General features: G+C 62.5%; 10 protein-coding genes. 8 read left to right on the forward strand and 2 right to left on the reverse strand.

Annotation, left to right across the window (positions count from 1 at the left end; genetic code table 11):
- Window positions 1-83: 83 nt before the first annotated feature.
- Window positions 84-1,478, reverse strand: a complete 1,395-nt coding sequence (locus tag NY023_RS23070; RefSeq protein WP_013974146.1) for a PhoH family protein — start codon at window positions 1,476-1,478, stop codon at window positions 84-86.
- A gap of 365 nt (window positions 1,479-1,843) precedes the next feature.
- On the reverse strand, window positions 1,844-2,971 hold the full coding sequence (locus tag NY023_RS23075; protein WP_013974147.1) for a polysaccharide deacetylase family protein: 1,128 nt from the start codon (window positions 2,969-2,971) through the stop codon (window positions 1,844-1,846).
- Between the two features lie 136 nt (window positions 2,972-3,107).
- On the opposite strand from NY023_RS23075, the gene yaaA reads away from it, so the two are divergent.
- The 8 genes from yaaA to NY023_RS23115 all read left to right on the forward strand — a co-directional run bounded on the left by yaaA (window position 3,108) and on the right by NY023_RS23115 (window position 14,781).
- Window positions 3,108-3,887 carry a peroxide stress protein YaaA gene (gene yaaA / locus NY023_RS23080; protein ID WP_013974148.1) on the forward strand — a complete coding sequence of 260 codons (780 nt, stop codon included), beginning with the start codon at window positions 3,108-3,110 and terminating at the stop codon, window positions 3,885-3,887.
- Between the two features lie 866 nt (window positions 3,888-4,753).
- The gene (locus NY023_RS23085) at window positions 4,754-6,070 is read left to right on the forward strand and encodes a nucleotide sugar dehydrogenase (RefSeq protein WP_044047156.1); all 1,317 of its coding nucleotides are present in this window, start codon (window positions 4,754-4,756) and stop codon (window positions 6,068-6,070) included.
- A 73-nt stretch (window positions 6,071-6,143) separates the two neighbouring features.
- A complete protein-coding gene (locus NY023_RS23090; RefSeq protein ID WP_031324250.1) occupies window positions 6,144-7,625 on the forward strand; it encodes a glycosyltransferase family 2 protein in 1,482 nt (493 codons plus the stop codon).
- A gap of 36 nt (window positions 7,626-7,661) precedes the next feature.
- Window positions 7,662-8,828 carry an alginate biosynthesis protein Alg44 gene (locus tag NY023_RS23095; protein WP_013974151.1) on the forward strand — a complete coding sequence of 389 codons (1,167 nt, stop codon included), beginning with the start codon at window positions 7,662-7,664 and terminating at the stop codon, window positions 8,826-8,828.
- Window positions 8,829-8,840: 12 nt separating this feature from the next.
- Window positions 8,841-10,268: an alginate biosynthesis TPR repeat lipoprotein AlgK gene (algK, locus tag NY023_RS23100; RefSeq protein ID WP_013974152.1), complete on the forward strand. Its 1,428-nt coding sequence runs from the start codon at window positions 8,841-8,843 to the stop codon at window positions 10,266-10,268.
- Complete coding sequence (locus NY023_RS23105) at window positions 10,265-11,743, forward strand: alginate export family protein (RefSeq protein ID WP_013974153.1); 1,479 nt, start codon at window positions 10,265-10,267, stop codon at window positions 11,741-11,743. Before algK ends, NY023_RS23105 begins: the two co-directional genes overlap by 4 nt.
- A 22-nt stretch (window positions 11,744-11,765) precedes the next feature.
- Window positions 11,766-13,325 carry a mannuronan 5-epimerase AlgG gene (gene algG, locus NY023_RS23110; protein ID WP_013974154.1) on the forward strand — a complete coding sequence of 520 codons (1,560 nt, stop codon included), beginning with the start codon at window positions 11,766-11,768 and terminating at the stop codon, window positions 13,323-13,325.
- A 13-nt stretch (window positions 13,326-13,338) separates the two neighbouring features.
- Window positions 13,339-14,781: an alginate O-acetyltransferase gene (locus NY023_RS23115; RefSeq protein ID WP_013974155.1), complete on the forward strand. Its 1,443-nt coding sequence runs from the start codon at window positions 13,339-13,341 to the stop codon at window positions 14,779-14,781.
- Window positions 14,782-14,787: the final 6 nt, after the last annotated feature.

Raw genomic sequence — 14,787 nt, forward strand, 5'->3', positions numbered from 1 at the left:
TAAACCTGTGAGTCAGGTTTGAGCAGAGGGGCGTCAACCGTGCCCGCGAAAAAGCCGGGCGGCGGACCGCCCGGCGGAGAGGGTTACAGATGCGACTCGGCGTACTCGGCCAGCACCGAGCGTGGCACGCCCTGCAGGGTGATGTGCACGCCATGGGGGAAGTCCTTGAAGCGCTCGGTCAGGTAGGTCAGGCCAGAGCTGGTCGCGGACAGGTAGGGGGTATCGATCTGCGCCAGGTTGCCCAGGCAGACCACCTTGGACCCGGAGCCGGCACGGGTGATGATGGTTTTCATCTGGTGCGGCGTCAGGTTCTGGCACTCGTCGATCAGGATCAGGCTCTGCTGGAAGCTACGGCCACGGATGTAGTTCAGCGACTTGAACTGCAACGGCACGCGCTCGAGGATGTACTCGACGCTGCCATGGGTGCTTTCGTCATCCATGTGCAAGGCTTCGAGGTTGTCGGTGATGGCGCCCAGCCAAGGTTCCATCTTCTCGGCCTCGGTGCCCGGCAGGAAGCCGATCTCCTGGTCCAGCCCCTGCACACTGCGGGTGGCGATGATGCGCCGGTAGCGCTTGCTTACCATGGTCTGTTCGATGGCTGCGGCCAGGGCCAGGATGGTCTTGCCGGAACCGGCGGCGCCGGTCAGGTTGACCAGGTGGATATCCGGGTCAAGCAGGGCGAACAACGCCAGGCTCTGGTGGATGTCCCGCGGTTTCAAGCCCCAGGCTTCCTGATGCAGCAGCGGTTCCTGGTGCAGGTCCAGCAACAGCAGTTCGTCGTTTCGGATACCCTTGATCCAGCCGACGAAGCCCTGTTCATCGATGATGAACTCGTTGACGTGAACCGCCGGCAGGTTGTCGATCAATTGCACGCGGTGCCAGGTGCGGCCGCGCTCCTGGCGGGTATCGACCTTGCTCACCCGGTCCCAGAACGAGCCGGTGACCGAATGGTAGCCCTTGGACAGCAAGGACACGTCATCGACCAGTTGGTCGGTGCTGTAGTCCTCGGCCGCGATGCCACAGGCACGTGCCTTCAGGCGCATGTTGATGTCTTTGGTGACCAGCACAACATCCAGGTCGGTGCGCCGGGCCCGTACTTCGAGCAGCTGGTTGATGATGATGTTGTCGTTGAGGTTTTCCGGCAGCAGCTTGTTCGGCTCGTTGCGCGGAGTCATCAGGATGGACAGGAAGCCCTTGGGCCCGCTCTTGCCACGCTGGATCGGCACACCCTGCTCGACATCGCTGGGCGAGGCGTCACCAAGGGTCTGGTCGATCAGGCGAATGGCCTGGCGGCATTCGGCGGCGATGGTCTGTTTGCCGGTCTTGAGCTTGTCGAGTTCCTCCAGCACCGTCATCGGGATGGCGACATGGTGCTCCTCGAAGTTCAGTAACGCGTTGGGGTCGTGAATCAGGACGTTGGTATCGAGCACATACAGGATAGGCTTGCTGGAGGAAGGGTTGCGTCCTTGGTCATCCATACTCGGTCACCTTATGTCGAAGCCACACGGCGTGGTCTGTTACGCCGCAGAGTGACTGCCGCTGTCCCCGTATCCGCGTTGTTACGGGCGGGAAGCGAACCTGGCTAGGTGGGCCTGGATGACGCCACCTGTGCTGCAGGAATCGGCTGTCTGGTTTCTTCATACCGCAAAAATGATGACTAAAAAAAGTCTTTTTACGCGTAGGTGAAGTTTATTTTTCCAAATGACGAACAGGGGTTGGCGAGGGGGCGCGTGAGGACTACAGTCAAAAATCAGGCTGCCATTGCAGGGGCTATCGCCAGCAAGCCATGCACGGTACCTGTGGGAGCCGGCTTGCCGGCGATGGGCGGCGCAGCAGCCCCCTCTCACTCCCGGTTGGCATATCCCTGGCAGTCTCCCCAACCAATCCCGCTCTGCGCCGTATTGCGCAACAACCACTCCACCGCCGGCTGCGCCTTGGGCAGGCTGTCATGGAACTGGATCACGCCCTTGCGCCACAGCAGCATCAAGGTCAGCACCCGCTGGGCAGAGGCCTCGGCGCTCAGTGCGCCATCATCCTGGGCATCGATGTCCCACAACGACACTTGCAACTGCTGGCTGGCCATGAACGCCTCGCCATCGGCCCGGCGCTGCCCGTAGGGCGGCCGAAACAACGGTACATACTGCTCCGGCAAGTCGGCCTGCACCCGAGCCTGGCTGCGCCGCAATGAATCCTGCCAGTCTGTCCACTGCGCATGGGAGCGGTACTCCCAACCCTGAACCCCCACGCAATGCCCACGATAGAGCTGGCGCAAGGCATCTGCCGCACCGGCGTCGCGGCGTTGCTGCAGGCGGTTGCCGAGCACGAAGAACGTGCCTTCAAGCTTTTGCCGGCGCAGATAATCAGCCAGCAGATCGGTACTGCCGCCATCCGGCCCGGGCCCGCCGACGAAGGTCAGCAGGAACATGCGGTCGTTCAGTTCATCCCCATTGCGCTCGCGTGAGGACAACCGCTCCACCTCGCTGCTGGTCTGTGGCAGCAACGCAGCCTTGCGCAGTTGTTCGTCCAGGTACCGCGCATGGAACTGGTGGCTCGGCTCGATCCAGCCCGTGTAGAACGTGCCGACATCGGCGGCGAACGTCGCTGCCTGTGTGCGCAACTCCGCCATCGACGTAACCGGATAGCAGAACGACGCATCCTGTTCGCAACTGCGCTGCGCCTGTTGATAACCTTCCCACAACCGCTGCCACATGCGCGCCCGCACCAGGCGCACCTTCTGCAGGTTGACCTGCCGTAGCCCCAAGCGTGCCGCCAGCGCCGCGTCGTCCAGCAGTTCGCTTTCATGCAGCACCTGGGCGAACGAGAGGATCTCGGCCCGCGAGGCCACATCGAACAACGCCGGGCTGTCCAGCTTTTCGGGCCACAGGCTGCGGTCCAGGCTCACCTGGGTTGAAGGGGCGGCTTGCGCGGCCAGGCTCAGCAGAGCGGCCAGCAAGGCAGAGGCAATACGCACGGTTGAAGCTCCGCAACGGCGAAACGCGCACTATAGCCTCTGCACTGGCCATGGTCTGTGACTATCGTCGCCATAGTTTGGACTTGCACCGCCCAGCCCGTAGAATTCCCGGCCTACGATGCCAGGAGCCGACCCGATGCTGACGGTGATATCACCCGCCAAGACCCTCGACTACGAAACCCCGCCGGTGACCGAGCGTTTCACCCTGCCCCAGTACCTGGACGACTCTCAGGAGCTGATCCAGCAGTTGCGCGACCTGTCGCCAGCGCAGATCAGCGAACTGATGCACCTGTCCGACAAGCTCGCCGGCCTGAATGCCGCGCGCTTCGGCAGCTGGACCCCGGACTTCACCCCGGCCAATGCCAAGCAAGCGCTGCTGGCGTTCAAGGGTGACGTGTATACCGGCCTCGACGCCGAAAGCCTGGGCGAGGACGATTTCAGCTATGCCCAGCAGCACTTGCGCATGCTTTCGGGCCTGTATGGCCTGCTGCGCCCGCTCGACCTGATGCAACCTTACCGCCTGGAAATGGGCACCAAGCTGGCCAACGCCCGCGGCAAGGACCTGTACGCTTTCTGGGGCACACGCATCAGCGAATGGCTGAACCAGGCCTTGGCCGAACAGGGCGATGACGTGCTGCTGAACCTGGCCAGCAACGAGTATTTCAGCGCGGTGAAACGCAGTGCGCTCAAGGCCCGGGTGATCAACGTCGACTTCAAGGACCTGAAGAACGGCCAATACAAGATCATCAGCTTCTACGCCAAGAAAGCCCGCGGCATGATGAGCCGCTTCGTGATCCAGCAGCGCATCAGCGACCCGGAGCAGCTCAAGCAGTTCGATGTGCAGGGGTACTACTACAGTGCCGAGCAGTCGAAGCCGGACCACCTGGTGTTCCTGCGGGATCATCCTTCCGAGTGATCCTGTCACGCCCCCTTCGCGGCTAAAGCCGCTCCCACATGTACTTCACTGAACTCAAGATCAGTGCAAAACCTGTGGGAGCGGCTTTAGCCGCGAAGAGGCCAGCAGCCATTACGCACCTCCCCTGCCCTGCAACAGGGCACGCTTCATATCGCCATCACGCCACAAATCCGACGCCAAAAAATCGACACACCATTACTTATAGCCAAACGCCATAAGACCGTTCGTAGCTTTTTTGACGAATTTTTCAAAATATTTTTCGATGCTGGCATAAAAATATCTCGCAACAGTTTCGCCCTTTATATATCGGGGAAAAACCCCCGAGTGCTATCAGATTGAAATTGTCCGCCACTGAAAAAATATTTAGAAATCTTTCATCCACGCCGAACCCACCCCGGAACTTCTGCTACGACGAATCGCTCATAGTGCCGTAACGATTTTCCTGCCCTTGGGCTGTGAGAGATGACTTACAGATGACAACGGCAGGTATCCACTACCCGCCCCAACAACTTCGACAGGTATGACGGGAACCCCCGAAAACCCTGTCCATGCAGGAGAGAAGCGTCCCTTTCAATTCGTCCTAGTGGTTGATTTCAAAGGATTTTTCCACTTGAAAAAACAAGCACAGCAAAGCGCCACGTAGCGCATTGCAATAAAGACGGCTGCATTCCAGGGCACGTTTTTTAATTAATGGCTTTTTACTGCCACATTTGAGTGCATAACTTTTTGCGCTCCGGATTTATTTTGCCTGCGCTCGGCGAAGTGTGCATTTCGCCATGGATCCGTGCGCCCGAAAACTGTTGTTAATCAACCCAGTCCGGCTCTCTCCGGAGGTGCCGGCGTGATAAACACATGAGGTGATAGCGATGCGTATCAGCATCTTTGGTTTGGGTTATGTGGGTGCAGTCTGTGCTGGCTGCCTGACGGCGCGAGGCCATGAAGTGATCGGTGTGGATGTATCCAGCACCAAGATCGACCTGATCAATCAGGGCAAGTCGCCCATCGTCGAACCTGGCCTGGAAGCACTGCTGCAACAGGGCATCGCCAACGGCCGCCTGCGCGGTACTACCGATTTCGCCGAAGCCATTCGTGCCAGCGACGTATCGATGATCTGCGTGGGAACCCCAAGCAAGAAGAACGGCGACCTGGGCCTTGAGTACATCGAGTCGGTGTGCCGCGAAATCGGCTACGTGCTGCGTGACAGCGAGCGCCGCCACACCATCGTGGTACGCAGCACCGTGCTGCCGGGCACCGTGAAGAACGTGGTGATCCCGATCCTCGAAGACTGCTCGGGCAAGAAAGCCGGCGTCGACTTCGGCGTCGCGGTCAACCCGGAATTCCTGCGTGAAAGCACCGCGATCAAGGACTACGACCAGCCACCGATGACCGTCATCGGCGAACTGGACAGCGCCAGCGGCGACATCTTGCAGGCCCTGTACGAAGAGCTCGACGCGCCGATCATCCGCAAGCCGATCGAAGTGGCCGAGATGATCAAGTACACCTGCAACGTGTGGCACGCCACCAAGGTCACCTTCGCCAACGAGATCGGCAACATTGCCAAGGCCGTAGGCGTGGATGGCCGTGACGTGATGGACGTGGTCTGCCAGGACAAAGTGCTGAACCTGTCCCAGTACTACATGCGCCCTGGCTTCGCCTTCGGCGGCTCGTGCCTGCCCAAGGATGTGCGCGCCCTCACCTATCGCGCCGCCAGCCTCGATGTATGCGCACCGCTGCTCGACTCGCTGATGCGCAGCAACGAATCGCAGGTGCAGAACGCCTTCGAGCTGATCGAAGCCCACGACAAGCGCAAGGTCGCCCTGCTCGGCCTGAGCTTCAAGGCCGGCACCGACGACCTTCGTGAAAGCCCGCTGGTGGAACTGGCCGAACGCCTGATCGGCAAGGGCTACCAGCTGGATATCTACGACGACAACGTCCAGTACGCCCGCGTCCACGGCGCCAACAAGGACTACATCGAATCGAAGATCCCGCACGTGTCGTCGCTGCTCAACGCCGACTTCCAGAAGGTGATCGACAACGCCGACGTCATCGTCCTGGGCAACCGTGACGAGCAGTTCCGTGCACTGGCCCAACAAGCACCGGCCGGCAAGCACGTGATCGACCTGGTCGGTTTCATGAGCAAACCGACCTGCGCCACCAGCCGCACCGAAGGCATCTGCTGGTAAGTGCTGGCCGGGCAGCGGGGGCCTCCCCACCCCCGCTGCCCACCTTTTCCCGAATTCTCGACGGATGCTGAACATGCAAAGGATCCAGACAGTGCTGTTGCAGTGCGCCGGTTGGCTGCTCTACGTGAGTCTGCTCATGCTGATCGCCCTGGCCCTGCCAGCCGATATCTTCGACTCGCAGTCGAAGCACTTCATCTTCCTGGTCGGCGCAGTCGGCATCTGGCGCTACTCCATGGGCGCCACCCATTTCATCCGCGGCATGATCTTCCTCTACGGCGTATACCCGTACCTGCGCCGCAAGGTTCAGAAAATGGGCAAGGACGCCGACCCGTCCCATGTGTATCTGATGGTGACCAGCTTTCGCATCGAAGCTCTCACCACCGCCCAGGTGTACAGCTCGGTGATCCGCGAGGCGATCAACTGTGGCTTCCCCACCACCGTGGTCTGCTCGCTGGTGGAGATGTCGGACGAACTGCTGGTGAAAAGCCTGTGGGCCAAATACAACCCGCCAGCCCACGTGAAGCTGGACATCGTGCGCATCGCCGGTACCGGCAAGCGTGACGGCCTGGCCTACGGTTTCCGTGCGATCTCGCGCATGCTGCCGGACGAGAACGCCGTGGTGGCGGTAATCGACGGTGACACCGTGCTGGGCGATGGCGTGGTACGCAAGACCGTGCCGTGGTTCAAGCTGTTCCCCAATGTCGGCGGCCTGACCACCAACGAGTTCTGCGAAGTGCGTGGCGGCTACATCATGAGCGAGTGGCACAAGCTGCGCTTCGCCCAGCGCCACATCAACATGTGCTCGATGGCCCTGTCTAAGCGCGTGCTGACCATGACCGGACGCATGTCGATGTTCCGCGCCAGCGTGGTGACCAACCCCGAGTTCATCGCCGACGTCGAAAGCGACTCGCTGATGCACTGGCGCCTGGGCCGCTTCAAGTTCCTCACCGGTGACGACAAGTCCAGCTGGTTCAGCCTGATGCGCCTGGGCTACGACACTTTCTACGTGCCGGACGCCGCCATCAACACGGTCGAGCACCCGCCGGAGAAGAGCTTCCTCAAGGCCAGCCGCAAGCTGATGTACCGCTGGTACGGCAACAACCTGCGGCAGAACTCCCGCGCGCTTGGCCTGGGCCTGCGCCGCCTGGGGCTGTTCACCAGCATCGTGCTGTTCGACCAGCGCGTGTCGATGTGGACCAGCCTGCTGGGCCTGACCGTGGCGGTGATCGCCAGCCTCAAGTTCGGCCTGGGCTTCCTGCTGGTGTATCTGCTGTGGATCGGCATCACCCGCTTGATCCTCACCATCATGCTGCTGTGCTCCGGCCACAACGTAGGCCCGGCCTACCCGCTGATTCTCTATTACAACCAGATCATCGGCGCACTGATGAAGATCTACGTGTTCTTCCGCCTCGACAAGCAGTCCTGGACGCGTCAGCCCACTGCCCTCAAGCGTGACCTCGCCAGCTTTCAACAATGGTTCAACACCTGGTCCTCGCGGACCATGACCTTCTCGGCTGCCAGCATCTTCGTTGCTGTGCTGTTCATGGTCGTGTGAGCCCAACCCGGATCGGAACTAACAGGAACAAACCACATGAATACCGCCGTGAACGTCAACGTCGTGCATGAGTCCGAAGCCCAGCGCCAGCATGCCCGGGTACGCATCCCCGCCAAGCTGCGGTTCCTCGACCCTCAGCGCCAGGCCCACGATGTGAAGGTCGACGACCTCTCCGCCGGTGGCCTGAGTTTCCACACCAAGCAACAACTGTCGGTTGGCGACGTGCTCCGCGGGCGGCTGCAGTTCACGGTCGACAACCTCGGCCTGTCGATGGACATCGAGTTCCAGGTGCGCTCCTACAATCCGGGCAGTGGCCGTACCGGCGCGCAGTTTCAGAACCTCGAGCTCCGCGACATCGCCACGCTGCGCCACATCATCACCTCGCACCTGTCGGGTGAGCTGATCACTGCCGGCGATGTGCTCAGCACCCTGCAGCGCGACAACTTCACCAAGGCGCGCAAGCAGAAGGACGGCGGTGCCGGCCTGAGCGCGTTCGGCCGTCTCAAGGCGGTCACCGTCACCCTAGGCGTGTTCGTGGTCGGTGTCGCCGCCTTCGGCTTCATCGCCAAGTCGCTGTACGGCATGTACTTCGTCAGCCATGCCGAAGCCGGCGTGGTCGCGGTACCCACCACCAACGTCACCATGCCGCGCGACGGCACCGTGAACAGCCTGGTCGAAAGCGGTGGGCAGATCGCCAAGGGCGCGCCACTGGCCAGTTTCACCACCAGCATGCTGGACATGCTCAAGGGCAACCTGGAAGACGCACAGCTGGAGCCGGCGAAGATCGAGGAACTGTTCGGCAAGCAGCTGTCCGGCACCCTCACCAGCCCGTGTGATTGCGTGGTTGCCCGCCAGCTGGTGGACAACGGCCAGTACGCCGCCAAGGGCCAGCCGATCTTCCAGCTGATCCCGCGCACCACCAACCCGATGGTCGAGGCGCGCTTCACCTACCGCCAGTTCGACGAGGTCAAGCCAGGCACCCGCGTCAACTTCCAGGTAGCCGGCGAAGACGAAGTGCGTACCGGCCAGATCGTCAGCAGCGCCAGCCTCAACAGCGAAGACCTGGCCGCCGACATCCGCGTGCAGATCAAGCCCGACAGCGCCCTGCCCGCCGAACTCGCCGGTCGCCCGGCTTCGGTCAACAGCGACCGTGGCCCATCGCTGAACTGGCTGATCGACAAAGCCATGGCCCGTGGGCTGTAAGAGGACCACAACATGATTCCCCACAAGAAAAGCGCCAGCCTGGGCCTGTGTGCCCTGGCTGCAGCCATCACCCTGGCCGGCTGTGCAGGCCTGCCCGACCAGCGCCTGGCCAACGAAGCCATGAAGCGCGGTGACACGGCACTGGCCGAGCGCAACTACAAGGCGCTGGCCGACCTGGGCTACAGCGAAGCGCAAGTGGGCCTGGCCGACATCAAGGTCGCCACCCGCGACCCGGCGAAAATCAAGGAAGCCGAGGCCACCTACCGCGCCGCGGCCGCCATCTCGCCGCGTGCCCAGGCGCGCCTTGGCCGCCTGCTGGTGGCCAAGCCCGACAGCACCCAGGCCGAGCGCGAAGAAGCCGAAACCCTGCTCAAGCAAGCCGCCAAGCAGGGCGAAAGCAACACTCTGATCCCGCTGGCGATGCTCTACCTGACCTACCCGCAGAGCTTCCCCAAGGTCAATGCGCAGCAGCAGATCGACCAGTGGCGCGCCGCCGGTAACCCGGAAGCGGGCCTGGCCCAGGTGCTGCTGTACCGCACCCAGGGCACCTACGACCAGCACCTGGGCGAAGTGGAGAAAATCTGCAAGGCCGCGCTGAACACCACCGACATCTGCTACGTCGAACTGGCCACCGTGTACCAGAAGCGCGGCCAGGCCGACCAGCAGGCTGCCCTCCTCGGCCAGCTCAAGGCTGCCTACGCCCAGGGCGCAGTGCCGGCCACCCGGGTCGATAGCGTTGCCCGGGTACTGGCTGACCGCAGCCTCGGCCAGACCGACGAAAAAACCGCCAAGGACCTGCTCGAGCAGGTGGCCCCGGCCAACCCGGCGTCCTGGGTCAGCCTGGCGCAACTGGTGTACGACTTCCCCGAGCTGGGCGATACCGACCAGCTGATGGCCTACATCGACAAGGGCCGCGAAGCCGAACAGCCACGCGCCGAACTGTTGCTGGGCCGCCTGTACTACGAAGGCAAGACCGTGCCTGCGGACGCGGCCAAAGCCGAAGAACTCCTGCAGGCTGCCGCCGACGCCGGCGAAGTCAGCGCCCATTACTACCTGGGCCAGCTGTACCGCCGCGGCTACCTGGGCAATGTCGAGCCGCAGAAGGCCGTCGACCACCTGCTGGCCGCCGCCCGTGGCGGGCAGAACAGCGCCGACTATGCCCTGGCCCAGCTGTTCAGCGAAGGTCACGGCATTCGCCCGCAACCGGGCAACGCCTGGGTATTCGCCCAGCTCGCCCAGGCCAACCCGTCGCCGCAATCCGCTGAACTGCTGCAGCAGCTCGACCAGCAACTTACGCCTGACCAGCGCAGCCAGGCCCAGCAACTGCTGGCACAAGAGAAGCAGGCGCGCGGCAGCATGGCGCAAGGTGCCAACAGCACCCTGGCCATCGAAGCCCTGCAAGACGACGAAAAAGAAGTAACCGGTGAGGACTCGCTATGACGCTCAATCCCTTCGTGAAAGCTGGCATCGGCCTGAGCTTCGCCCTGCTGTGGTCCTGCCCGACCCTGGCGGAAATGACCGCTGAAAAGAACTTCGGCCTGGATGTGAAAATCACCGGCCAGTCGGAAGACGACCGTGACCTTGGCACCCGCTCCGGCGGTGACGTCAACGGCCTCGGTCTCGATCTGCGCCCTTGGGTATATGGCGAGCGTGGCAACTGGAGCGCCTATGCCATGGGCCAAGCCGTCACCGCGACCGACACCATTGAAACCGATACCTTGCGCCAGAACGACGACGGCACCAGCACCGACACCGCCGCCGACGGCCGTGAACAGGACAAGAGCTACCTGGCCATGCGCGAATTCTGGGTCGGCTACAGCGGCCTCACCGCCTACCCCGGCGAACAGCTGCGTTTCGGTCGCCAGCGCCTGCGCAGCGACGATGGCATGTGGCGTGACACCAATATCGAGGCGCTGAACTGGACCTTCGACACCACCCTGCTCAAGGCCGACCTGGGCGTGGCCCAGCGCTTCAGCGAATACCGCACCGACCTCACCGAGCTGGCCCCGGAAGACAAGGACCGCACACACCTCTACGGCAACGTCGCCACGCAGTGGACCCCTGGCCACTGGGTCGGCGTTCGCGCCCACCATACCCACGATGGCGGCAGCCTGAAGAACCCGGGCGAAACCGTCGATGCGCTGGACAAGACCCGCACCGGCGACCTCACCTGGCTGGGCCTGGAAGCGAACAGCGACGCCTACAACTGGCGCAACGACCACACCGTCAACTACTGGGGCAGCGTCACCTGGCTGACCGGTGACCGCGACACCCTCAGCAGCCAGGTCGTCGGTGACGAAACCGTGGCCACCGGCAAGCAGAGCGGTGACGTCAACGCCTGGGCCACCGACCTCGGCATCCGCCTGCGCCTCGACCCGCAATGGCAGGTCGGTGCGGCCTATGCCCGTGGCAGCGGCGGCGGTGGCGACGACGGTTCGAGCAACTACGAGCAGACCGGCCTGGAGAGCAACCGCTCCAACTACACCGGCACCCGTTCGCGCGTGCACCGCTTCGGTGAAGCCTTCCGTGGCGAGCTGGGCAACCTGCAGGCGGCCACCCTGTTCGCCTCCTGGCAACTGCGCGACGACTACGACGCCAGCTTCATCTACCACAAGTTCTGGCGTGTCGATGGCAACCAGAACATCGGTTCCAGCGGCATCAACGCGGTGGTCAACGACAACGGTGTGAACCGCCCGCTGGTCGATGGCGAAAAAGACCTTGGCCAGGAAATGGACGTGGTCGTGACCAAGTACTTCAAGCAAGGCCTGCTGCCGGCTTCGATGAGCCAGGCCATCGACGAGCCATCTGCCCTGGTGCGCCTGCGCGCCGGTGTGTTCAAGCCGGGTGACGCCTACGGCAAGGAAGCGGACTCGTACATGCACCGCGCCTTCGTCGACGTGATCTGGCGCTTCTGAGGCCGGTAGAGGACTTACCGTTATGAACCTTCACCCGCACTTACGTCACAGCCTGCTGGCCAGCGCCTTGCTGCTGGCCAGCGGCCTGGTGGCTGCCGCAGAGCCCCAGGTGATCGCCAAGGAACTGCAGCAGGCCAAGACCTACACGGTCTCCAGTGCACCGGTCGAGCCGCTGCACATGGACCCGCCGAAGCTGCCTGACCTGACCGGCTACACCGCCGAGGCGGTGCAGAAGAAAATCGACCGTCGCCACAAAGGCAAGGTCAGCCTGCGCCGCATGTTCCAGGAGGATACCCTCAAGGAATTCGTCGGCGGCGACAACAAGGCGGCCGAGTGGGTCCAGCGCCAGCATGGCATTCCGCAGGCGATCTTCGTCGATGACGGCCATGTCGACCTGCTCGAGTTGAGCAAGAAGGTACCCAAGCAGTACCTCAGCGAAGTCGAGCCGGGCGTATACCTGGCGCGCCTGCCGATCGTGGTCGGGCAGAAGGGCATCCTCGAGATCGACGGCAAGGTCAAGCAACTGCGCCTGTCCCAGGAAGGCGGTTCGTTCCTGGTCAACGACGGCAAGCTGTTCGTCACCGACACCCAGGTGACCGGCTGGCGGGAAAAGGAAAACGGCCCGGCGACCTTCCGTTCGCCCAAGGAATTCCGCCCGTTCCTGCTGTCGTGGGGCGGCACCGAGACCTACATCGTCAATACCAAGATGGCCAGCTTCGGCTACGCCAAGTCCAAGTCGTACGGCGTGAGCATCTCGCAGTACACGCCGAACATGGCCAAGCGCATGGGCCGCCCGGAACCCACCGGCTGGATCATCGGCTCCGAGTTCAGCGACATGTGGTACGGCTTCTACTGCTACGAAACCCAGGACTTCGTGGTCAAGGACAGCACCTACCGCGACAACATCGTCTACGGCATCGACCCGCACGACCGCTCGCACCGGCTGATCATCGCCGGCAACACGGTGTACGGCACCAAGAAAAAGCACGGCATCATCGTCTCGCGTGAGGTCAACGACAGCTGGATCATCAACAACAAGAGCTTCGACAACAAGCTCTCGGGCGTGGTGATCGACCGTAACAGCGTCAACAACCTGATTGCCTACAACGAGATCTACCGCAACCACACCGACGGCATCACCCTGTACGAAAGTGGCGACAACCTGATCTGGGGCAACAAGCTGATCAACAACCGCCGCCACGGCATCCGCGTGCGTAACAGCGTGAACATCCGCCTGTACGAGAACGTCGCAATGGCCAACGGCCTGGTCGGCGTGTACGGCCACATCAAGGACCTGTCCAACACCGACCGCGACATCGCCCTCGACCCGTTCGACACCAAGGTGTCGCTGATCCTGGTCGGTGGCGAACTGGCGGCCAACGGCTCGGGCCCGCTGTCGATCGACTCGCCGCTGTCGGTCGAGCTGTACAAGGTATCCATGCTCGCCCCGCGCAAGGCCAACGGCATCAGCCTCAACGGCATCCTCGGCGAACGCCAGGACGAAATCCTCGACCTGCTGGTACGCCAGCAAAAGGCTGTGCTGATCGACCCGGTCGAACGCCAGACCGAAATGATCGATTAAGGAAGCCCAGACCATGACTCCACATCTGATGAAACTGCTGGGCCTGTCCGCCGCCCTTCTGGCGATCAGCCAGGGCGTGCGCGCCGAAGACGTCAAGGCCCCCACCTTCAGCGCCGAGCCTTGCTGCCAGCTGTGCCCTGAAGCGCATGACCCAAGCCGCTACACCACCCGTTACCAGCAGAACTTCACCACGCTGGTGCAGGCGAAGGGCGACTGGCTGTTCCGTACCCGCGAAGACCTGCGCACCGAGTTCAATACCACCCCGGCCGGCTACAAGCGCCTGCAGCAAGTGCACGACGCATTCAAGAAGCGCGGCGTGGAACTGGTGGTGGTGTACCAGCCGACCCGCGGCCTGGTGAACCGCAACATGCTCAACCCGGCGGAAAAGGCTGCCTTCGACTACCAGAAGGCCCTGGGCAACTACCAGGCCATGCTCAAACGCTTTGCCAGCATGGGCTACAACGTGCCCGACCTGTCGCCGCTGACCAACGAACAGCTGGCCGCTGCCGACCAGGGCAAGGACTTCTACTTCCGCGGCGACCAGCACTGGACGCCCTACGGCGCCGAGCGCGCGGCCAGGATCGTGGCCGATACCGTGCACAAGATGCCGGCTTTCGAAGGCATCCCGCGCAAGGAATTCGAAACGAAAAAGTCCGGGCGCATGGGCAAGACCGGCACCCTGCATAACGTGGCCGGCCAGCTGTGCGGCACCAGCTATGCCGTCCAATACATGGACCAGTTCGCCACCGAGCCGAAAGGTTCCACCGGCGGCGGCGACGACCTGTTCGGTGACGGCGGCAACGCGCAGATCACCCTGGTCGGCACCAGCCACAGTGGCAAGAACTACAACTTCTCCGGCTTCCTCGAGCAGTACATCGGCGCCGACGTGCTCAACGTGGCCTTCCCTGGTGGTGGCCTGGAAGGTTCGATGATCCAGTACCTGGGCAGCGAAGAATTCCAGAAGAACCCGCCGAAGATCCTGATCTGGGAATTCTCCCCGCTGTATCGCCTGGACCAGGAAACCATCTGGCGGCAAATCCTTGGCCTGCTCGACGACGGCTGCGATGACCGCCCGGCCCTGATGAGCGCCAGCGCCACCCTCAAGCCCGGCAAGAACGAGCTGATGGTCAATGGCAAGGGCGGCGTGATCAAAGACCTGATCAACCGCAACATGCAGATGGACATCAAGTTCGAAGACCCGTCGGTGAAGGTGCTGCAAGCGACCCTCTGGTACCTCAACGGCCGCCACGAGGACATCAAGCTGGAAAAACCGGAAACCTCCGACACCGACGGCCGCTTCGTCTTCCAGATGCGCGAAGACGAGGACTGGGCCAGCCAGAGCCTGCTGGCGTTCGAGGTGCAGGGACCGGAAAGCGGTACCCAGAAGGTCGAAGCCAAGCTTTGCAAACGCAACAACTTCGCCGTGCCTGCGCAGACCGCGCAGGCCGGCCAGTGAGGCGAC

Origin of the sequence: Pseudomonas sp. NBB, assembly GCF_032701105.1 — a bacterium.
In the GTDB taxonomy this organism is placed as follows: Bacteria; Pseudomonadota; Gammaproteobacteria; order Pseudomonadales; family Pseudomonadaceae; genus Aquipseudomonas; species Aquipseudomonas asiatica.

Coding starts and splice junctions, on each gene's coding strand:
- NY023_RS23070 (WP_013974146.1), bottom strand. CDS start 1,478: ATGGATGACCAAGGACGCAACCCTTCCTCCAGCAAGCCTATCCTGTAT.
- yaaA (WP_013974148.1), top strand. CDS start 3,108: ATGCTGACGGTGATATCACCCGCCAAGACCCTCGACTACGAAACCCCG.
- NY023_RS23085 (WP_044047156.1), top strand. CDS start 4,754: ATGCGTATCAGCATCTTTGGTTTGGGTTATGTGGGTGCAGTCTGTGCT.
- NY023_RS23090 (WP_031324250.1), top strand. CDS start 6,144: ATGCAAAGGATCCAGACAGTGCTGTTGCAGTGCGCCGGTTGGCTGCTC.
- NY023_RS23095 (WP_013974151.1), top strand. CDS start 7,662: ATGAATACCGCCGTGAACGTCAACGTCGTGCATGAGTCCGAAGCCCAG.
- algK (WP_013974152.1), top strand. CDS start 8,841: ATGATTCCCCACAAGAAAAGCGCCAGCCTGGGCCTGTGTGCCCTGGCT.
- NY023_RS23105 (WP_013974153.1), top strand. CDS start 10,265: ATGACGCTCAATCCCTTCGTGAAAGCTGGCATCGGCCTGAGCTTCGCC.
- algG (WP_013974154.1), top strand. CDS start 11,766: ATGAACCTTCACCCGCACTTACGTCACAGCCTGCTGGCCAGCGCCTTG.
- NY023_RS23115 (WP_013974155.1), top strand. CDS start 13,339: ATGACTCCACATCTGATGAAACTGCTGGGCCTGTCCGCCGCCCTTCTG.